This is a genomic window from Streptomyces sp. SN-593 (assembly GCF_016756395.1).
GTDB lineage: Bacteria > Actinomycetota > Actinomycetes > Streptomycetales > Streptomycetaceae > Actinacidiphila > Actinacidiphila reveromycinica.
The window spans coordinates 5,654,988-5,669,665 of record NZ_AP018365.1 but is presented as its reverse complement, the minus strand read 5'-3'; the positions used below and the strand labels follow the sequence as shown (position 1 = coordinate 5,669,665).

10 protein-coding genes are annotated in these 14,678 nt (G+C 75.2%); 3 read left to right on the top strand and 7 right to left on the bottom strand.

The window, feature by feature from the left end; all coding sequences use genetic code 11:
- Positions 1-103 precede the first annotated feature (103 nt).
- The 3 genes from RVR_RS24170 to RVR_RS24160 form a co-directional block, all read right to left on the bottom strand.
- On the bottom strand, positions 104-895 hold the full coding sequence (locus RVR_RS24170; protein WP_202235999.1) for a hypothetical protein: 792 nt from the start codon (positions 893-895) through the stop codon (positions 104-106).
- Between the two features lie 158 nt (positions 896-1,053).
- Entirely contained in the window at positions 1,054-4,665 is a 3,612-nt protein-coding gene (locus RVR_RS24165; RefSeq protein WP_430393170.1) for an ATP-dependent helicase, read from the bottom strand.
- Between the two features lie 148 nt (positions 4,666-4,813).
- Positions 4,814-5,266, bottom strand: coding sequence for an MGMT family protein (locus RVR_RS24160; protein ID WP_276572784.1), 453 nt, complete (start codon positions 5,264-5,266; stop codon positions 4,814-4,816).
- Between the two features lie 89 nt (positions 5,267-5,355).
- Here RVR_RS24160 and RVR_RS24155 point away from each other — a divergent pair, with 89 nt between their 5' ends.
- On the top strand, positions 5,356-8,601 hold the full coding sequence (locus RVR_RS24155) for a lysylphosphatidylglycerol synthase transmembrane domain-containing protein (RefSeq protein WP_237404932.1): 3,246 nt from the start codon (positions 5,356-5,358) through the stop codon (positions 8,599-8,601).
- Between the two features lie 82 nt (positions 8,602-8,683).
- On the opposite strand, the gene RVR_RS37860 is transcribed toward RVR_RS24155, so the two are convergent.
- Positions 8,684-9,280, bottom strand: a complete 597-nt coding sequence (locus tag RVR_RS37860) for a hypothetical protein (RefSeq protein ID WP_237404931.1) — start codon at positions 9,278-9,280, stop codon at positions 8,684-8,686.
- 305 nt (positions 9,281-9,585) lie between these two features.
- Here RVR_RS37860 and RVR_RS24145 point away from each other — a divergent pair, with 305 nt between their 5' ends.
- Positions 9,586-10,254 carry a hypothetical protein gene (locus RVR_RS24145; RefSeq protein WP_202235993.1) on the top strand — a complete coding sequence of 223 codons (669 nt, stop codon included), beginning with the start codon at positions 9,586-9,588 and terminating at the stop codon, positions 10,252-10,254.
- Positions 10,242-11,321 carry a hypothetical protein gene (locus RVR_RS24140; protein WP_202235991.1) on the top strand — a complete coding sequence of 360 codons (1,080 nt, stop codon included), beginning with the start codon at positions 10,242-10,244 and terminating at the stop codon, positions 11,319-11,321. The genes RVR_RS24145 and RVR_RS24140 overlap by 13 nt, the downstream gene beginning before the upstream one ends.
- Before the next feature lie 144 nt (positions 11,322-11,465).
- Here the strand turns inward: RVR_RS24140 and moeZ are convergent, their stop codons facing one another.
- The 3 genes from moeZ to RVR_RS24125 all read right to left on the bottom strand — a co-directional run bounded on the left by moeZ (position 11,466) and on the right by RVR_RS24125 (position 14,578).
- Positions 11,466-12,644 carry an adenylyltransferase/sulfurtransferase MoeZ gene (gene moeZ, locus RVR_RS24135; protein WP_202235989.1) on the bottom strand — a complete coding sequence of 393 codons (1,179 nt, stop codon included), beginning with the start codon at positions 12,642-12,644 and terminating at the stop codon, positions 11,466-11,468.
- Positions 12,645-12,779: 135 nt separating this feature from the next.
- Positions 12,780-13,547, bottom strand: coding sequence for a spherulation-specific family 4 protein (locus RVR_RS24130; RefSeq protein WP_202239048.1), 768 nt, complete (start codon positions 13,545-13,547; stop codon positions 12,780-12,782).
- A 128-nt stretch (positions 13,548-13,675) separates the two neighbouring features.
- Positions 13,676-14,578, bottom strand: a complete 903-nt coding sequence (locus RVR_RS24125; RefSeq protein ID WP_202235987.1) for an NAD-dependent epimerase/dehydratase family protein — start codon at positions 14,576-14,578, stop codon at positions 13,676-13,678.
- Between the last annotated feature and the right edge of the window lie 100 nt (positions 14,579-14,678).

Here is a 14,678-nt window from a genome sequence, read left to right as displayed (position 1 = left end):
CCGGCCGACACGCTTCACCGGGCCGCGTGCCGCGGACGGCGGCCCGCCGGCCCCGGCGAAGGCGTGCGGGCCTGCCGGGCCGCCGCGCGGAGGGTGGCGGCGCTCAGACCGACAGGTGCGGCGCGTCCCCGCCCACCGAGCCCAGGTCGACGGTGTCCCCGGCCGGGGGCGCCGATATCTCCAGCGGCTTGTCGAAGTCGCTGAAGTGGATGCTGGCCTCGCCGTCGTCGCTGACCAGGGCCACGATGTACGGCGCGCCGTCGGCCGCGACGTACATCACGTTGGCGGTGCCGTCCTCGTCGCGCTCGCGGAGCGGGACCACGGACGTGCCGTACCGCGTGGTGACGGCCTCCTTGTCCGTCACGGTGTCGCCGTCCACGACCGCCGCGACCAGGGTGTCCATCGTGCAGAACCCGTCGAGGTCGCCGACCGCGTCCTCCTCCCCGGACGGCAGTTTGACCCACTTGCCGGCGAAGGCGTCGGCCAGCACGTCGCCCTCGTCGCCGCCCTGGTCCTGCCAGTAGGAGGCGTCGCCCTTCAGGTAGTACGTGCCATGCATGCCGACCACCTGGACCGGATCCTCGCCGCCGTTCTCGATGGAGGCGGCGCACTTGCCGGTGGCGGTGAGCGCGGCCGCCACGCGCACGTCCCCGTCCTCGTCGTCCGCGACGCGGATGGCGACCGTCACGGACGTGGCGGCGTCCATGGCCGCCCCGGCCCTCGACAGGACCTGGTCGGCGCTCTCCCCCGCGAACGCCCCGGTCTCGGCGGTGGTGGCCGCCGGCACGACGAGCGGCCCGTCGCTGTCGGGCCCGCCCCCGCCGCAGCCGGTCAGCGCCGCCACGGCCACGGCGGTGCCGAGCACCGCCGCGCAGAACGTACGTGTGGCCGCCATGGCCGCCCCCTCGCATCCCCCCTGGAGCCGGCTCACAGCCGCCGATCCCCCGGAATCCCCTGTGTCCGCCCACGATAGCCGCCGGCCACGACACCCTGCTCCCGGTTATCCACAGGCAGTCGTCCACAGCCCGGTGCCCACCTCGCCGACCCCCGCCGTCACTCCACGACGTGCCGGCCCTCCGGCCGGGCGGTGCAGGCCGAACGGAAGGCGCAGTGCGCACAGTGGTGCCCCGCGGCCGGCGTGAAGCGCTCGTCCAGCACCCGCCCGGCGGCCTCGGCAAGCAGGTCCCGCGCCCACTCCCCCTCCAGGGGCTCCTGCCGCTGCACCGCCGGGAGCACGTCGCCGCCCTCCTTGCGGTTGGCGCCGACCCGGAGCTGGACGAGTTCGGCGCCGCCCGGATGCGGGCGGGCCCCGCCGAAGAGCGGGTCGACCGCGCCCTCGCGCACGGCGAGCTGGTAGACGGCGAGCTGGGGGTGCCGCTCGACCTCCTTCGCGGTGGGCTTGGCCCGCCCGGTCTTGAAGTCCACGACGTAGGCCCGCCCTTCGGCGTCCGTCTCGACCCGGTCCATGCTGCCGCGGATGCGCACCTGCGCGTCGCCCGCCTCCAGCGTCACGTCGAACGCGTGCTCCCCTGCGACCGCTTCCCGGCCGCGCTCCATGACGTGCCAGCGCAGGAAGCGCTCCAGCGCCGCGCGGGCGTTCTCCCGCTCCTGCCGGGACTTCCACGGCGCGTCGAAGGCGAGCGCGTCCCACACCGAGTCCAACCGGGCCATCAGCACGTCGAGGTCCGCGGGGGCGCGTCCGGAGGCGACCTCGTCGGCCAGGACGTGCACGACGTTCCCGAAGCCCTGCGCCGCCGTCGACGGCGGCTCCGCCTTCACCTCGCGCCCCAGGAACCACTGCAACGCGCAGGTGTTGGCGAGCTGGTCGAGCGCGCTGCCGGACAGCACCACCGGCTGGTCGCGGTCGCGGACCGGCACCTCCGACCGGGTCGGTTCGTACAGGCCCCACCAGCGGTCGGGGTGGGCGGTGGGCACCAGCGGATGGCCGTCGTCGGTGAGCGAGGCCATCCGGGCCAGCCGGCGGGCGGCGGCGTCCCGCAGTTCGGGGGACGCGGATGGGTCCACGGTCGTCGCGCGCAGTTCCGCGACGAGCGGCGCCACCGCGAGCGGCCGGCGCGGCCGGTGGCCGACGTGCACCGGTTCGACGCCGAGTTCGGCGAGGAACCGCGAGGGCTGGTCGCCCTCGTCGGCCCCCGACTTCACCGCGGTCACCAGCAGCCGGTCCCGCGCGCGGGTCACCGCGACGTAGAACAGCCGGCGCTCCTCGGCCAGCAGCGCGCCCGGGGTCAGCGGGGGCGCCAGGCCGTCGCGGCCGATCCGGTCCGCCTCCAGCAGCGAGCCGCGCCGCCGCAGGTCGGGCCACACCCCCTCCTGCACGCCCGCCACCACGACGAGCGGCCACTCCAGCCCCTTCGCCCGGTGCGCGGTCATCAGGCGTACGGCGTCGGGCCGCACGACCCGGCCGCCCAGGGTGTCGGCCACGATGTCGAACGACGACAGCTCGTCGATCAGGTTGAGCGCGCCGCGGCCCCCGGTGCGCTCCTCCGCCCGGGCCACCGTCTCGAACAGCGCGCACACCGCGTCCAGGTCGCGGTCGGCGTTCCGCCCGGCCGGTCCGCCGCGCAGCGCCGCCCGCTCCAGCCGGGCCGGCCAGGGCGATCCGTTCCACAGCGCCCACAGCGCGTCCTCCACGGTGCCGCCCGCCGCGAGCCCGGCCCGCGCCGCGGCCAGTTGCGCGCCGACCCGCCGCGCGCCGCGCGCGTACGACGCGTCGTGGGCCGCCAGCCGCTCGGGACGGGCCACCGCCTCGGCGATGAGCTGGTCCGAGGGGCGCGGCACCGTCGCACCCGCGGCCCGCTCCTCCTCGCGCAGCGCCCGCCCGAGCTTCCGCAGGTCGGCCGAGTCCATGCCACCCAGCGGCGAGGTGAGCAGCGTCAGGGCGTCCTCGACGGTCAGCGCGAGGCCGGGTCCCCCGCCGGTCCCCGCGTCGTTCCCCGCGCCCCGGCCCGCGTCCCCCTCCACGACCTCCGACTCACCCGCGCCCCCGTCTCCATCTCCGTCCGTGTCCCCGTCTCCGCCGTCCGCATCCCCGTCCGCACCCGCGCCCGCGCCCGCGCCCCGGCCCGCGAACTCGTCCGCGAACTCGTCCGCCACCCGGGCTGCTTCCTCCGGTGCCTCCCCCGGACCGCCCGCCCCGCCCGGCTCCTCCGCACCCTGAGCGGCGCCCACCTCCGTGAGGGGAGGCGGAACCGGCATCTCCCGCGGTGCCTCCCTCGGCGCCGGCACCGCTTCCCGCGCCGCCGCCTCCGCCGCCACCCGCAGGGCCAGCAGCAGGGGCGCCACGGCCGGGTCCGCGTGCAGCGGGGTGTCCGAAGGGGCGAGGTCGATCGGGACCCCCGCCGAGGCGAGGGCGCGGCGCAGCGTGGGCAGCGCCGCGGTGGTGCGGGTCAGGACCGCCATGTCGGTCCAGGGGATGCCGTCTTCGAGGTGCGCGCGGCGCAACGCGTCGGCCACGGCGTCGAGTTCCGCGCCGGGCGTGGGATGGGTGCGCACCGCCAGCACGCCGCCTGGCCGGTGCGCGGTGGGCGCGCGGTGGGCGCGGGCGGCGGCCGCGGGCAGCCGCGGCAGCGCCATCCGGCCGGCGAGCTGCCCGGCGGCGGTGAGCAGCGCGGCCGCGGCCCTGCGGTTGCCGGTGAGCACCCGGACCGGCGCGGGGCGGCCGTCCCGACCGGGGAAGGCGGTGGGGAAGTCGAGGATGCCGTTCACGTCGGCGCCCCGGAACGCGTAGATCGACTGGTCGGGGTCCCCGAAGGCCACGAGGGTGCGGCCCTGCCCGGCGAGTGCGCGCAGCAGCCGGACCTGGGCGGCGTCGGTGTCCTGGTACTCGTCGACGAAGACCGCGTCGTAGCGCCCGGCCAGTGCGGCGTGCACCTCGGGCCGCCGGACCAGCCGGACCGCGCGGTGCACGAGTTCGGTGTAGTCGATGACGCCCTGGAGGTCGGCGACGTCCAGGTACTCCTGGAGGAAGGCGGCCGCGGCGAGCCAGTCGGGGCGGCCGATCCTGCGCGCGAAGTCGGCGAGCGCGCGCGGGGCGAGGCCGAGTTCGCGGGTGCGGGCGAGCACGGCGCGCACCTCGTCGGCGAAGCCGCGGGTGGTGAGGGCGGCCCGCAGGTCGTCCGGCCAGCCGACCTTGGCGCGGCCCTCGCGGGCGAGCCTGGCCTGCCCGGCGAGCAGTTCGCGGACCATCAGGTCCTGCTCGGGCCCGGACATCAGCCGTACCGGTTCGGCGAACAGCTCCGGGTCCTGGTGCGCGCGCAGCAGCCCGTAGCAGAACGAGTGGAAGGTGGTGGCCTGCGGAGCGGCGGCCGCGCCGCCGGTCAGGAGGTGGGCGCGGGCGGCCATCCGGTCGCGCAGCTCGACGGCGGCGGCCCGGCCGTAGGTCAGCACCAGCACCCGGTCGGCGGGGGTGCCGGCCCGCACCCGGGCCATCACTGCCTCGACCAGCGTGGTGGTCTTCCCGGTGCCGGGTCCGGCGAGCACCAGCAGTGGTCCGCTCCCGTGCTCAACCACGGCGCGCTGGGATGCGTCCAGCACTGGAGGCGCGGCGGACACCAGCCCGGCGCGCACCAGCCGGTAGCCTCCGACGCCCGGGCGGCTCGCGCGGGCGGCGCCGGTCCGGCCGTCCCGGTCGGCCGCCGCGGGCACGCTGCCAGGGAAGACGCCAGGAAGTGGGGAAGAGGGGTTCACGTGGTTCGCCGGTTTCGTGGTGGTCGGGCAATGTACTCCGTACGGGGCGGCCGGGGCACGCGCCGCCTCCGCATGGCGGAAGCTGGGTGACATGACCCACCGGCCGTCATCCGCCGCCCGCGCCCCCCGCGCCGCACGCCGGCCCGGGCGCGCCCCCGGCGCCGGGCTCCCCCGCGGAACCGTCCGCGGCCGGGCGGCCGCCGTCCGGCGCGCGCCCGTCCCAGCGGGCGCGCCGCATGTCCAGGCGCGGCACGTGGCCCTCGGCGGCCGGCCCGACGGTCCGCAGCGGGGTGCCCTCCGCGCGGTACTCGGCGAGGGCGCGCCGCTCGTGCCCGGCGAGCAGCACCCCGTCGGAGCGCACCACCCGCCACCACGCCACCACCGCGCCGTACTGCGCCATCACCCGGCCGACCTGTCGCGGGCCGCCCTCCCCAAGCCACTCGGCCACGTCGCCGTACGTCATGACGCGGCCGGACGGGATCAGGTCCACCGCGTCCAGCACCTTCTCCGCGTACGGCCCCAGTTCGTCCGCGCCGGCCGCGCCGCTCTCCTCGCTCACCCGGCCAATCCTGCCGCACGCCGCCGACACCGGGGGGTTACGGCTGTGTACCCGCGGCGCGCATGCCACCATCGTCCGGGCGGTGACTGGTGATACGAGACCAAGAAGAGACAACCGGGGACAAGCAGGGCGCCGGCGGGGCCATGGAGGCCGCCGGCGCTCCCGGAGGGCTGTCCCCGGCCGCCTCGGCACCGCGGGCCGCCGGCGGGAACGGCGGCGCGGGGGGCTCCGGCGGCTCCGGCGGCTCCGGCGGCTCCAGCGGCCCGGGCGGTCCGGGCGCCTCCGACGGTGCCGGCACCGGCGACTCCGACGACGCGAACGGCTCCGGGTCCGGGTCCGCCGACGGAAGACCCGGCGGCAGACCCGACGGCGTCCGACCGCGCCCACCGGCGCCGCACCCCGCCGCGCCGCACCCCGCCGCCCAGCGGCCCTCCACGGCCCCGTCCTCCACGGCGCGGTCCTCCGCCCGGTCGCCGTCCGGCCCGCCCGCTCCTGCGACGCCCGCACCGCAGCCGCACGGCGCGCACCGGGCACCGGAGGAGCCGTTCTGGTCCGACCCGGACCCCGAGCCCCCCGCCCCGGACGGCGCCCCTTCCGGCGGCGCTCCCCCCGGCGGGTCCCGGTCCCCCGAGGACCGGCCCCCCTCCTGCGACGGTGCCTCGCCCGAGCCGGCCGGCGCCACCCGCCAGGCCGTCTCCGTGGACGAGCCGCTGCTCGCCGCCCGGGTGCACCGCCCCGCCGACCTGGTCCGCTTCTTCCTCGGGCTGCTGAGCCTCGGGGTGGTGCTGGCCGTCGCCGGCTTCGCGCACGCCACCACCAACGGCCTGGAGACCGACATCACCAAGGGTGCCGAGCGGGCGCCCGACTTCTTCTCGTCGTTCACCGGCACCACCGCGAGCGTCGCGGTGCTCATCGTGCCGGTGGCGTTCGCCGTGGAGCGGCTGGTCAAGCGGGACGGGCTGCGGATCGCCGACGGCGTGCTCGCGGCCGTGCTCGCGCACGGCGCCGCGCTCGCCACCGACCTGTGGGTGACCAACGCCGCCCCCGGCCCGATCCGCGACGCACTCTCGCACGGCGCGCCGACCGGGCTCGGCATGACCGACCCGGTGCAGGGCTACCTCGCCCCGGTGATCGCCTACGTCACGGCCTCCGGCATGGCCCGGCGCCCGCGCTGGCGGGTGGCGCTGTGGTGCGTGCTGCTGCTGGACGCGTTCGCGGTGCTGGCCGGCGGCTACACCACCCCCTTCTCGATCGCGCTGACCCTGCTGATCGGCTGGACCGTCGCGAACGGCACCGTCTACGCGGTCGGCTCGCCGAACGTCCGCCCCACCGGACAGAACCTCCTCGCGGGCCTGCGCCGGGTCGGGTTCGCGCCGCTGACCGCGCGGCGGGTGGTGGAGACCGGCCCGGAGAGCGCCGACTCCGACCGCGGCCGCGGCTACCTGGTCACCCTGGAGGACGGCCCGCCGCTGGACGTGACGGTGGTCGACCGCGAGCAGCAGGCGCACGGCTTCTTCTACCGGGCCTGGCGGCGCATGTCGCTGGTCGGCGGCATCACCCAGCGGCGCAGTCTGCTGTCGCTGCGCCAGGCGCTGGAGCAGGAGGCACTGCTGGCCTACGCCGCGATCGCGGCCGGGGCCAACGCCCCCAAGCTGATCGCCACCTCGGAGCTGGGCCCCGACGCGGTGATGCTGGTCTACGAGCACATCGGCGGCCGGCGCCTGGACGCGCTGGCCGACGACGAGATCACCGACGCCCTGATGCGCGAGGCGTGGACGCAGGTGCGCGCCCTCCAGTCGCGGCGGATCGCGCACCGGCGGCTGGTCGGCGAGTCGCTGCTGGTGAACCGCGGCGGCCGGGTCTTCCTCACCGACCTGCGCGGCGGCGAGATCGCCACCGGTGACATCCCGCTGCGGATGGACATCGCGCAGTTGCTGACCACGATGGCGCTGCGGGTCGGCCCGGAACGAGCGGTCGCCGCGGCCCTGTCGGTGCTCGGCCCGGACGCCGTCGCCGCCTCGCTGCCGCTGCTCCAGCCGATCGCGCTGAGCCGCTCCACCCGCGGCGAGCTGAAGATGCTCAACCGGGCCCGGGCGGTGCGGGAGCGCGAGGCGGTGCTCGCCGCCCTGTCCGCGGACAAGGAGGCCAGGGAAGAGGCCAGGGAGGAGGCGAGGGAGCGCGGCCGCACCCATGCCGCGCGGGGCGCCGAGGGCGCGACCGCGGTGGCCGCCGAGCAGCCGGGCCCGCCGACCCGGGCGCAGTCGAAGGCGGAGCGGAAGGCCGAGAGCAAGGCCGAGAAGCGCGCCATGGAGGACGCGCTGGAGGAGGTCCGCGAGGAGGACCTGCTGTCGCGGATCAGGCGGCAGGTGCTGCTGATCCGCCCGCAGGCGCCGGTGGAACCGGTCCGGCTGGAGCGGATCAAGCCGCGCACCCTGATCACGGTCATCGCGGGGGCCTTCGCCGCGTACTTCCTGCTCTCGCAGCTCTCGTCGGTGCCGATCGGCCACGCCATCGTGCACGCGGACTGGAAGTGGGCGCTGGTCGCGCTCTTCGGCTCCGTGGCCAGTTACGTGGCCGCGGCCGGCGCGCTGTCCGGTTTCGTGCCGGAGCGGCTGTCGTGGCCGCGGACGGTGATGGCGCAGGTCGCCGGGTCGTTCGTGAAGCTGGTCGCACCGGCCGCGGTCGGCGGGGTGGCGCTGAACACCCGCTACCTGCAGAAGGCCGGGGTACGGCCGGGGCTCGCGGTGGCGAGCGTCGGCGCCTCGCAACTGGTCGGCCTCGGCTCGCACATCGTGCTGCTGATGGCGTTCGGCTTCGTGACGGGCACCGAGAAGACGCCGTCGCTCTCGCCGTCGCGGACGGTCATGGCGGGGCTGCTGACCGCGGGCGTGCTGGTGCTGGTGGTCACCGCGGTGCCCGCGCTGCGGAAGTTCGTCTCGACGCGGGTGCGCGCGCTGTTCGCGGGGGTGGTGCCGCGCATGCTGGACGTGCTCCAGCGCCCGGCGAAGCTGCTCACCGGCATCGGCGGCACCCTGATGGTCACGGTGACCTTCGTCCTGTGCCTGGACGGCTGCGTACGGGCCTTCGACGGCCACCTCAGCTACGCGACGGTCGCGGTGGTCTACCTCGCGGGCAACGCGCTGGGGTCCGCGGCCCCGACCCCGGGCGGTGTGGGCGCGGTCGAACTGGCGCTGACCGGTGGCCTGATCGCGGCCGGGCTGCCGAAGGAGGTGGCCACCCCGGCGGTGCTGTTCTTCCGGCTGCTGACGTTCTGGCTGCCGGTGCTGCCGGGATGGCTGGCCTTCACGCACCTCACCCGCAAGGGAGAGCTGTAGGCGCGGGCCGACGGGGTCGTCCCGCCGGCCGCAGGGACGACCCGGTGGGCGGAGGGACGACCCGGTGGGCGGGATCGGCCGGCTACGCCTCCTCGATGTCCGAGATCAGCTTGGTGTCCAGGTCCGACTGGACCTTCAGGTAGGTGTAGTCCGGGTCGGCCGGGTCGCCCCACGACAGGCGCACGACGCTGAAGGCGTGGCCGGCGCCGCTGCCGTCCGGCGTGACCTGCCAGCCGACCGGGTTGTCCTGGGCGCGCAGCACACCGTCGGCGTGCTGCGCTGCCTCCCAGGTGGACAGGTCCTTCTGGAAGCCGGCGGTGAGGTAGTGCTGGCGCAGGCCGTTGCGCAGGTCGTCGTTGCGCGCGTCCCACACCACGTCGACGTAGGCGCTGTAGAAGTCCGCGACACGGTCCACCGTCGACTGCGGATCACCCGAGCGGACGGGCTGGGGCGTCGCCGGCCGCGGTGTGGCGGCCTGCGGCGTGCCGGCGCCGGTGGTGTGGTCGGCGTGCGCGGTGTGCGCGGCGCCCGCGGGCGGGACGGGCAGGACCCGGTGCGCGCCGTGGGCGGTGTCCGCCCGGGCGGTGGCCGCGGGCACGGCGACGGCGAGGCCGAGGACGGCGGCGGTGAGGGCGAGCCGGCGGGCGGTGCTCCGGTCGCGGGTACGCGCGAGGCGCATGGATGCTGACCTTTCGTGAGATGGGACGAGTGAGGACACTTTTGCCCAATAAGCCATCTGACACCCCGTAAGACCGCCCGTGTCCCGGGAGGGTTGTCTTTCGTACGGGCGAATCCGCGCGCGCCACGCTGACGTCCGGCCGTGACGGCGTGACGTGTCCGTGACCGGATGTGCACGAACCCTCTCTCGTGGCGCGGGCCCGCGCTTCGATACGGTGGAGCCCTGGAAACGGGGGCCAGGATCGGGTGGACGCAGCGCCGCGGACCGGTGGCTCCCCAGCGACGACCGATCGGGAGCCCCTGACGATGCGCGTACGCACCGCAGCGACCGCCACCGCGCTGGCGGCGGCCGCCGCCCTCACCCTGACGGCCTGCGGCGGCGGATCGGGAAGCGGCGACGACAAGATCTCGGCGGCGCCGAGCACGTCCGCGGCCACGCCCGCGCCGTCCACCGCGCCGAGCGGAAACGGCACGGCCCTGAAGATCGACCCGGCGCTGGCACTCCCGGCCGACCTCAAGGCGCAGTTCAGCTGGACGGCGCCGAAGAACGCCGACGAGGCCGCCGCGCTCTCGGGCGCGGCCAACTTCATCCAGGCGATCGACCACGCCGTGGTGCAGCAGAACAAGAGCGACCCGGGCCTGATCGGGTACGCGGCCGACGACGCGCTGGCGTACGCCCAGAACTACGTCCAGCAGAACGTCGACCAGAAACTGACGATGACCGGCACGGACCGCTACTACGGCCCCACGTTCACTCTCGGCAGCGGCGGCGGTTCCGTCGAGGTCAAGCTCTGCAACGACCAGTCGAAGCTGTACAGCAAGGAGGTCGTCGGCGGGAAGGTGCACGTCACCGGGGCGAGCGACCGGAACTACGTCTCCTGGGACATCGTCATGGTCAAGCTCCCCACCGCGCAGGCGGTCTGGCAGGCACACGCGGTCACCGTCAAGGAGAAGGCACTCCAGTGCAAGCAGTGAACCCCGGCAGAACAGCGCGGCGCGGGCTGGTGCTCGCCGCGGTGGTGGTCCTCGCGGCCGCCACCCCCGGCCACGCCTACACCGACACCTCCAAGACCTCGCAGCAGACCTCCGGCGGCAGCGGGAACGGCGTCCTCACCGCGGGCGCGGGCGCCGTGACGATCAGCTATCCGTCCGGGTCCACCGGCAGCACGCACACGATCGCCTCGGTCGACGTGAACTGGACACCGCCGGCCTGCTGGATCGGTCCGATCGCCGACCCGGTGACGTTCAAGAAGGACGTCCTGGCCGGGGTGAAGGCCACCAATGTGCCCGGCCAGGCGAACTACGCCCTCGAAGCGATGGACCAGTACAAGCAGCACTACGACAGCGGCTACACCTGGGACGGCAGCGGCAAGGGCTACAAGGACTTCAACGTCGACCAAGAGGGCAAGGGCATGTTCTGGGGCGCCGTGGAGAACCCGGACGCCCCCGACAGCCTCGACAAGTTCAGCTGCAACTCCACGATCCCCTTCTTCGTGCCCAACGGGCAGCGCCCGCCGGCCGGCACGCCGAACGTGATCACGCCCGAGATGCTTTCGAAGCTGGCGTACGCCCACACCAAGGTGCCGGGCGTCACGATCGAGACAAACCCGGTGGACACCCAGACGGTGAACCTGCCCACCTGGGTGCGGCTGGAGGAGAAGTACACGCCGGTGAAGGTGCGCGCGTCGGTGGACCTCGGCGGCGGGCAGCAGATCTGGGCGGAGACCACCGCGCGCCCGACGAGCGTGCACATCGACCCGGGCACGTCGGACGCGACGGTGTACCCGGCGTCCGGCGACTGCCCGATCGCCGCGGACGGCACCGTCGGCGCCGACTACGACGGCGACGCCGCGGCCGACCCGCCGTGCGGCGTGACCTACCTGAAGTCCACCGGGGCGACCGGGTCGTTCGACCTCGACGTCACCGCCACCTGGAGCGTCGGCTGGACCGGCTCCGACGGCACCGGAGGCACCCTGCCCGACGGCCGCATCGAGCAGCCCCGGCAGGTCACCGTGCAGGAGATCCAGTCCGTCAACCGCTGACCTGACCGGCGCCCTGATCGCCGGACGGACCGCGGGAGGCCCTGCGGGAGAGCCGGCGGGAGGGCCTGCCAGGGCACAGGTGAGGGGCGGCACCCCGGGGTGCCGCCCCTTGCCTTTCGGTCCGCACCGCGGACCGGGCCCGGTCTAGTAGACCGGCTTCTCCGGTTCGATGGTGTTCACCCAGCCGATGACGCCGCCTCCGACGTGCACCGCGTCGGAGAAGCCCGCGGACTTCAGCACCGCCAGCACCTCGGCGCTGCGCACGCCGGTCTTGCAGTGCAGCACGATCCTCTTGTCCTGCGGGAGGTGCTCCAGCGCCGAGCCCATCAGGAACTCGTTCTTCGGGATGAGCTTCGCGCCGGGGATCGACACGATCTCGTACTCGTTCGGCTCGCGGACGTCGATGATCTCGATGCTCTCGCCGTCGTCGATCCACTCCTTGAGCTGCTTGGGAGTGATCGTGGAGCCGGCCGCGGCCTCCTGCGCCTCCTCGGAGACGACGCCGCAGAACGCCTCGTAGTCGATGAGCTCGGTGACCGTCGGGTGGTCGCTGCACACCGCGCAGTCCGGGTCCTTGCGGACCTTGACCGTGCGGTACGTCATCTCCAGGGCGTCGTAGATCATCAGCCGGCCGACCAGCGGCTCGCCGATGCCGGCCAGCAGCTTGATCGCCTCGTTGACCTGGATGGAGCCGATCGAGGCGCACAGCACGCCGAGGACGCCGCCCTCGGCGCAGGACGGGACCATGCCGGGGGGCGGGGGCTCCGGGTACAGGCAGCGGTAGCAGGGGCCGTGCTCGGACCAGAAGACCGACGCCTGGCCGTCGAAGCGGTAGATCGAGCCCCAGATGTACGGCTTGTTCAGCAGCACGCAGGCGTCGTTCACCAGGTAGCGGGTGGCGAAGTTGTCCGTGCCGTCGACGATCAGGTCGTACTGCGCGAAGATCTCCATCACGTTCTCGGCCTCGAGCCGCTCTTCGTGCAGGATCACGTTCACGTACGGGTTGATGCCCTTGACGGTGTCCCGGGCGGACTCGGCCTTGGAGCGGCCGATGTCGGCCTGGCTGTGGATGATCTGACGTTGCAGGTTCGACTCGTCGACCTCGTCGAACTCGACGATGCCCAGCGTGCCGACGCCCGCCGCCGCCAGGTACATCAGCGCGGGCGAGCCGAGGCCGCCGGCCCCGACGCACAGCACCTTCGCGTTCTTCAGCCGCTTCTGCCCGTCCATCCCGACGTCCGGGATGATCAGGTGACGCGAATACCTGCGGACCTCGTCAACGGTGAGTTCGGTGGCCGGCTCGACCAGGGGTGGCAGCGACACAGGGACCTCAGCAATACGGTTGGTAGGTCATCGGACAGTAAGTACGGGCGGCAGCCCGCACGTCCTGGCCCTGTAACACTGCCACGCCCCACTTCATTCCAAGACACCCGGTCCGAGGGCCGAGACGGAACCCGGTCACATGCTGGGCGGCGGCTCCTCGCGGACTCTGCGGACCGCCTCGGCCCAGTAACCGGTCAGGCCAGCCCACGGTTCGACGCCGTCCCGGCCGGTGCGGTCGGTGACGTAGACCGTGCCCGCGCCCTGCCAGCGGGCGACCCGCAGGGCGGCGTCCAGGTGCGTGGCCGGCAGCCCGTGCACCAGGTGCGCGAACAGCCGCGGCGAGTGCTCCGCGGTCCACTCCGGTACCTCCGACCAGCGGTAGCGGGTCCACGGGCCGGCGAAGACCACCAGTTGGTCGGCGAACTCGGCGTAGCCGGGGTAGGGGTGCGTGCCCGGCGCGAGCACGATCCGGCCGCCGGACGGCAGCAGCGCCCGCAGCGTCCCGGTGGTCCGGCGGCACTGGGCCGCCTCGGCGCGGAGCGTGGGCGCCCGGTCGACGTAGAAGCCGTCCACCGCGTACCAGTCCACGTAGCGCGAGGCGTCGGCGACCAGGTCCGCGTACGGCCGGGCGCCGTGGGCCGCGTCCAGCCGTCCGAGGAGTGGGACGCGGTTCTCACGGACGCGGGTGAGGGTCTCGGCGCACAGGGCGTCCACGCGGCTGCCGGGCCCGGACGCCACGTCGAAGGCGACCCAGTCGACGGGCACCCCCGGTCGGGCCAGCTCCGCCCACTCCGCGGGCGCGACCAGCGGGTGCGCGAAGAGCGGCACCCCGAGGCCGGTCCTGACCGCCTCGGCGCCGGCGGGCGGGTCGGCGCGGGTCGGCCCGCCCGCCCCCGGCCGCAGGTCGGCGGGGGTATGGCCGTCGGTACGGCGCCGCGCGTCGGCCCCCGGCCGCGGGTCGGCGCGGGGCGACGGGTCGGCCCGCGGCGAGCCGCCGGCGCCGGCCGGCGGACCGCTGCGGAGGAAGGGGTTCAGACGCGGCACGCCGCCTCCATCCACACGTCGGCGAGCGACTCCTCCAGCCCGATCCGGGGCCGCCAGCCCAGCCGGTCCCGGGCGGTGCGCACGTCGGCCTGCTGCCAGGCCCCGCAGCCGTCCGGGTACGGTGCCGCGTGCGGTGGATCCTCCAGCTCGCGCAGCGCGCCGTCGTACCCGGCGACGTGCGCGAGCGCCGCGGCCATGTCCCGCATCCGCACCGCGCGCCCGCTGCCGATGTTCACCACGCCCTGTGCGGCCGACAGCGAGGCGGCGTGCACCGCGCGGGCCACGTCGCGCACGTCCACGAAGTCGCGCTGCGCGCTCAGCCCGCCGAGCTTCAGCTCGCCGTCGCCGTTCTGCATGGCCCGGCGCAGGGCCTCCGCCACCCGGCCCAGCGGCGCCCCGGTCGGGGTGCCCGGCCCGACCGGCGTGAACACCCGCAGCACCACGGCGTCCAGGCCCGACCCGAGCACCAGCTCGGTGGCGGCGAGCTTGCTCACGCCGTACGGGCCGCCGGGTCGCGGCGCGGCGTCCTCACCGGTGGACGAGCCGACCGGCGAGGGGCCGTACTCCGACCCGCAGCCGACCTGCACCAGCCGGGCCGCGACCGAGCTGCGCCGCAGTGCCTCGCACACGGTCGCCACGGCCACGATGTTCTGCCGGGTGAGGTCGCGGGCGTTGCCCCGGGTGGAGCCGGCGCAGTTGACCACCACCCCCGGGTGGACCGCGTCCACGAACCGGGCGAGCACCCCGGGTGCGCCCGAGGAGAGGTCGAACCGCACGTCCGCGTCGTCGCTGCGGCCCAGCGCGGTCAACTGGCACGCGGGGTCGGCCAGCAGGCGTTCGGCGACATGGCGGCCGATGAAGCCGTCGGACCCGAGCAGCAGCACCCTCATCGCACACCCCGCCCGGTCCGGCGCCGCGCGACCGTACGGCCGCCCGCCGGCGCGGGCGGCACCGGGGACGGCGGTACGGGGATCGCGAACGGGCCGACCG

Excerpts from the sequence above, each read along its gene's own strand:
- RVR_RS24170 (WP_202235999.1), bottom strand. The coding sequence starts at position 895 with ATGGCGGCCACACGTACGTTCTGCGCGGCGGTGCTCGGCACCGCCGTG.
- RVR_RS37860 (WP_237404931.1), bottom strand. The coding sequence starts at position 9,280 with ATGCGCCTCGCGCGTACCCGCGACCGGAGCACCGCCCGCCGGCTCGCC.
- RVR_RS24145 (WP_202235993.1), top strand. The coding sequence starts at position 9,586 with ATGCGCGTACGCACCGCAGCGACCGCCACCGCGCTGGCGGCGGCCGCC.
- RVR_RS24125 (WP_202235987.1), bottom strand. The coding sequence starts at position 14,578 with ATGAGGGTGCTGCTGCTCGGGTCCGACGGCTTCATCGGCCGCCATGTC.